The following is a 4,589-nucleotide window of genomic DNA, read 5'->3' as shown; positions in this document are numbered from 1 at the left end:
GGACACCATGCCGCCACTCGTGCCCAACACGGGCCGCCCCTACAACCCGGTGGTCACCCTCAACGGCTGGACCTTGCCCTGGCGCATGAACCAGGGCGTCAAGGAATTCCACCTGGTGGCCGAGCCGGTGGTGCGCGAGATGGCGCCCGGCTTCAAGGCCCACCTGTGGGGCTACAACGGCCAGTCGCCCGGGCCGACCATCGAGGTGGTCGAGGGCGACCGGGTGCGCCTCTTCGTGACCAACAAGTTGCCCGAGCACACCAGCATGCACTGGCACGGCCAGCGCCTGCCCAACGGCATGGACGGCGTGACGGGCCTGACGCAGCCCGCCATTCCCGCCGGCAAGACCTTCGTCTACGAGTTCGTCGCCAAGCGGCCCGGCACCTTCATGTACCACCCGCATGCCGACGAGATGGTGCAGATGGCGATGGGGATGATGGGTTTCTGGGTCACGCACCCCAAGGGCAAGCACCCGCTCATCGCGGAGGTCGACCGCGACTTCGTGTTCCTGCTCAACGCCTACGACATCGATCCGGGCGCCGCCACGCCCAAGATCATGACCATGCTCGACTTCAACCTGTGGAGCTGGAACAGCCGCATCTTCCCCGGCATCGATTCGCTCAACGTGCGGCTGAACGACAAGGTGCGCATCCGCATCGGCAACCTGACGATGACCAACCACCCGATGCACCTGCACGGGCACGAGTTCCTGGTCACCGGCACTGACGGCGGGCCCACGCCCAAGAGCACGCGCCAGTACGAGGTGACCGCCGACGTGGCGGTGGGCCAGATGCGCCAGATCGAGTTCCTCGCCGACGAGCCGGGCGACTGGGCCTTCCACTGCCACAAGAGCCACCACACCATGAACGCGATGGGCCACGACGTGCCGACCATGATCGGCGTGGAACACCAGGGCGTGGCGCGTCAGATCACGCAGTTGATTCCCGACTACATGGTCATGGCCGAGCGCGGCATGGCCGACATGGCCGAGATGACCATGCCTTTGCCCGACAACACCGTGCCCATGATGACCGGCGAGGGGCCGTTCGGCTCGGTCGAGATGGGCGGCATGTTCAGCATGGTGAAGGTGCGCCGCGACCAGAAGCCGGGCGACTACTCGAACCCCGGTTGGTACGAGCACCCGCCCGGCGAAGTGGCCTACGAATGGACCGGTGCGCTGGCCGAGCCGGCACGCTTCAAGGCCGAGGGCGGCTCGTCGATGCCCCTGCGGCAAAAGCCGGTGCAAGACACCGAAGTCAAGGTTCGCAAGCCGACCGGGCATGCCGGTCATTGATCCAGTTCAACTTCTATCGAAAGGACTCTCATGCGCTTTTCCAAACACACCCTTGCGGTACTGATCACGGCCGTTGCCGCCGCCGTCGCAACACCGGCCTTCGCTCACAGCGAAGACGCCCACGGCAAGAAGGCCGGTCCGGTCGTCAAGGAGCAGAAGGACTGGGGCATCGCCGGCGAGGCCAAGGACGCCAAGCGGACCGTCGAGGTCCGGATGCTCGACACGATGCGCTTCACGCCCGAAAAGCTCGAAGTCAAGCAGGGCGAAACCATTCGCTTCGTCGTGAAGAACGCCGGCGCGGTGATGCACGAATTCGTCATCGGCACGAAGAAGGAGAACGACGCCCACGCCGAGATGATGATGAAGCACCCGGGCATGGAACACGACGAGCCCTACATGGCGCACGTGGCACCGGGCAAGACGGGCGAAATCGTCTGGACCTTCAACCGGCCGGGCGACTTCGACTTCGCCTGTCTGATCGCCGGCCACTACCAGGCCGGCATGGTGGGCAGCATCCTGGTCGCCGGCACGAGCAGTGCCGCAAGCCAGCCGCCTGTGCAAAAGCAGGCAGCACACAAGCACTGAGGACGCACGGATCGCCCCCCGAGCGCCCGACCGATTCACCAATGACCCTTCGAAGGAACCTCTCATGAACAAGCTCTTCATCGCGACCCTCGTCGCCGCAAGCTTCTCCTTGCCGGCCTTCGCCGCCGGCGATCACGTGGTCGCCCAAGCGACGGCGCCCGCGGCGACCGCCGCCGACATGACCGACGGCGAGATCCGCAAGGTCGACAAGGGCAACAGCAAGCTGACCATCAAGCACGGCGAGCTCAAGAACCTCGACATGCCGGCCATGACCATGGTGTTCCAGGTCAAGGATCCCGCCCTGCTCGACAAGGTGAAGGCCGGCGACAAGGTGCGCTTCAAGGCCGAGAAGGCGGGCACCGCCTTCGTGGTGACGGAAGTGGAGGCCGCGAAGTAGCACATACCGAGCATCGGCCGAACCGCACTGGCCCCCGCTGCGTATCGGTCCGACGCCCCCTGGCTCTGGCGGCCATCGAGCTGGGCGGGCGTCAATGGCCGTGATCAAGACGGCCAACGCGGATGATCGTCGTCGATGACGAAGGCGTGCGAATGCCATGGCTTGGCGGCGCCCGCCATGTGCGAATGCGTGGGCTCCAAGTCGTCGTGGCGGTGCTCGAGTGACTGCGGATCGTCTTTTGGCCACAGCCGCATCGCCAGTGCCACCGCCGCGCCGGCCAGCGCGGCCAGCACGATGAAACTCGTCGTGAGCCCGGCCACGGCGCCGAGCCAGCCGGCCAGCGGATAGGTGAGGAGCCAGCAGGCGTGCGACAGCGCGAACTGCGCCGCAAACAGCGCGGGGCGATCTACCGGCTGCGAAGAGCGGCGCAGCAGCCGTCCGGAAGGCGTCTGTGCCAGCGAATAGCCCAGGCCGAGCACGAACCACAAGGGCAGCAGCGCGGCATAGCTGCGCACGACCACGCTGCCGAGCAGGAGACCGGCGGCGATCAGCCCGGCGCCGGTGAGCATCACCCGCCGCTCGGGCAGGCGGTCGAGCAGCCTGGGCAGCGCCAGCGCCACCAGCATCGAGCCGGCGCCGAAGGCGGCCAGTGCTGCCGCTGTGGCTTCTTGCGTCAGGCCGAAGCCGGACTGCACCAGCACGACGGTGTTGACGATCACCATCGCACTGCCGGCGGCGATCGCCAGGTTGAGCGCCAGAAGGCCCTGCAAGCGCGGCGTGGCCAGGTAGATCCGCAGGCCGCGCGTGGTGCGCTCGTAAATGCTGCGCTTGGGAGGTGCCACCGCCCTGGGCAGCACGACGGAGACCACCAGCACGGCCGACGCAACGAAGCCGATCACCGTGCCGCCGAAGAGCTGCGGATAGCTCACCACGGTGAGCAGCACGGCGGCCAGGGCGGGACTGGCGAGGCTTTCCATGTCGTAGGCCAGCCGCGAGAGCGACAGCGCCTTGGTGTAGTCACCCTCGTCGGGCAGCACGTCGGGCAGGGTCGCCTGGAACGTCGGCGTGAACGCTGCCGAGGCCGACTGCAGCACGAAGATCAGCACGTAGATCTCCCAGATCTGCGTCACGAAGGGCAGCAGCAGGGCCACCGCCGCGCGGGCCAGATCGAGCGTGACGAGCAGCGCCCGGCGCGGCAGACGCTCAGCAAAGGCCGCCGCGATCGGTGCAACGCCGATGTAAGCCACCATCTTGATCGCCAGCGCGGTGCCGAGCACGGCGCCCGCACTCGCTCCGGCCAGATCGAAGGCGAGCAGGCTCAGCGCAACGGTGGCCAGGCCGGTGCCGAGCAGCGCGATGACCTGGGCGAGGAACAGGTGCCGGTAGGTCCGATCGGACAGGACATCGATCATGGTTCCGACCGGCCGCCTTGCCTCAGGTGTCAGAGCACGCGCTTGATCGCCGTGTACTCGCCGCGGGTGTTCAGCGTGACGCTGACGTTTGCTTTGCTGCGGTTGCGCCAGAACCAGCCGTGCTTGCCGTCGAATGCCGCCTGCAGGACGCCCTTGTCGCCTGTGACCTGCAGGCCCTTGCCGTAGCCGTGATAGAAGTCCTTCGGCGCGGTCGGCGTGTCGCCGTGGGTGTCGTAGTTGACCGGACCGCCGCGGGTCGTCCACTCGAAGGCCACCTCGGCGCCCTTGCGCATGTCGAGCTTGATCTCGGCAGCCTGGCCGGGCTTCAGCGTGACGGTCATCTCGTGGGTCTGCGCGGCCGGTGTCGCCGGGACAGGTGTCGCGGGCTCGGCCGGCACCACCTCTGCCGGTGCGCGAGCGGCAGCCACGCTGGCCGGATCGCCGCCTGGTGCCGGGGCCGGACTGGCCGGCGCGACGGCATCGGCTACGGGCGGGGGCAGCATCGGCTCGGCATCGGCCGCAGGCGCGGCGGCAAGCCGGGCGTCTGCGGCAGCTGCCTCCGCGGCGAGCGACGTCTTGATCTCCCCCATCTCGGTGAGCCCGAGCACGCTGCCGATGCCGGTCGGGTCGATGCCGTACTCGGCGGGCAGGACGGTGGTGGTCAGCAAGGCTGCGGCCGCGATGGCGGCGAGCACGGTCGAGCGGACGAGCTGGCGCGAGCTGGGCAGTTCGGCGCGGGTGGGAAGGTCGGTGTTGTACATGGGAAGAAATCCGTGTCTGGCCATCGTCAAGCGACGATGAGGCCGGTGAGCTGGTAGCCGGTCAGCGCAAAGCCGGCGGCCATGATGACGACGTTGGCGGCATAGGCGTGGCGCAGGAAGCTCGCGGTGCGGCGCCAGAA

At 67.7% G+C, this 4,589-nt stretch carries 5 protein-coding genes and 1 pseudogene; 3 read left to right on the top strand and 3 right to left on the bottom strand.

Annotation, left to right across the window (positions count from 1 at the left end; translation table 11 throughout):
* The 3 genes from H0W38_RS17035 to H0W38_RS17025 form a co-directional block, all read left to right on the top strand.
* A partial coding sequence (locus H0W38_RS17035; protein WP_292456245.1) for a copper oxidase occupies nt 1-1,294 on the top strand: 1,294 nt, incomplete at its 5' end.
* 30 nt (nt 1,295-1,324) lie between these two features.
* Nucleotides 1,325-1,879: a cupredoxin family protein gene (locus tag H0W38_RS17030; RefSeq protein ID WP_292456243.1), complete on the top strand. Its 555-nt coding sequence runs from the start codon at nt 1,325-1,327 to the stop codon at nt 1,877-1,879.
* A gap of 64 nt (nt 1,880-1,943) precedes the next feature.
* Nucleotides 1,944-2,276, top strand: coding sequence for a copper-binding protein (locus H0W38_RS17025; protein ID WP_292456242.1), 333 nt, complete (start codon nt 1,944-1,946; stop codon nt 2,274-2,276).
* 104 nt (nt 2,277-2,380) lie between these two features.
* On the opposite strand, the gene H0W38_RS17020 is transcribed toward H0W38_RS17025, so the two are convergent.
* The 3 genes and pseudogenes from H0W38_RS17020 to H0W38_RS17010 all read right to left on the bottom strand — a co-directional run.
* Nucleotides 2,381-3,688, bottom strand: coding sequence for an MFS transporter (locus H0W38_RS17020; protein ID WP_292456240.1), 1,308 nt, complete (start codon nt 3,686-3,688; stop codon nt 2,381-2,383).
* Between the two features lie 29 nt (nt 3,689-3,717).
* A complete protein-coding gene (locus tag H0W38_RS17015) occupies nt 3,718-4,449 on the bottom strand; it encodes a transmembrane anchor protein (protein WP_292456238.1) in 732 nt (243 codons plus the stop codon).
* 26 nt (nt 4,450-4,475) lie between these two features.
* Nucleotides 4,476-4,589: pseudogene (locus H0W38_RS17010) on the bottom strand (HupE/UreJ family protein); the annotation flags it as partial.

The sequence above is a fragment of the Methylibium sp. genome, from assembly GCF_013817365.1.
Taxonomy (GTDB): domain Bacteria; phylum Pseudomonadota; class Gammaproteobacteria; order Burkholderiales; family Burkholderiaceae_C; genus Methylibium.
This window is presented reverse-complemented; position numbering and strand designations above follow the sequence as displayed.

Coding starts and splice junctions, on each gene's coding strand:
- H0W38_RS17015 (WP_292456238.1), bottom strand. CDS start 4,449: ATGTACAACACCGACCTTCCCACCCGCGCCGAACTGCCCAGCTCGCGC.
- H0W38_RS17030 (WP_292456243.1), top strand. CDS start 1,325: ATGCGCTTTTCCAAACACACCCTTGCGGTACTGATCACGGCCGTTGCC.
- H0W38_RS17025 (WP_292456242.1), top strand. CDS start 1,944: ATGAACAAGCTCTTCATCGCGACCCTCGTCGCCGCAAGCTTCTCCTTG.
- H0W38_RS17020 (WP_292456240.1), bottom strand. CDS start 3,688: ATGATCGATGTCCTGTCCGATCGGACCTACCGGCACCTGTTCCTCGCC.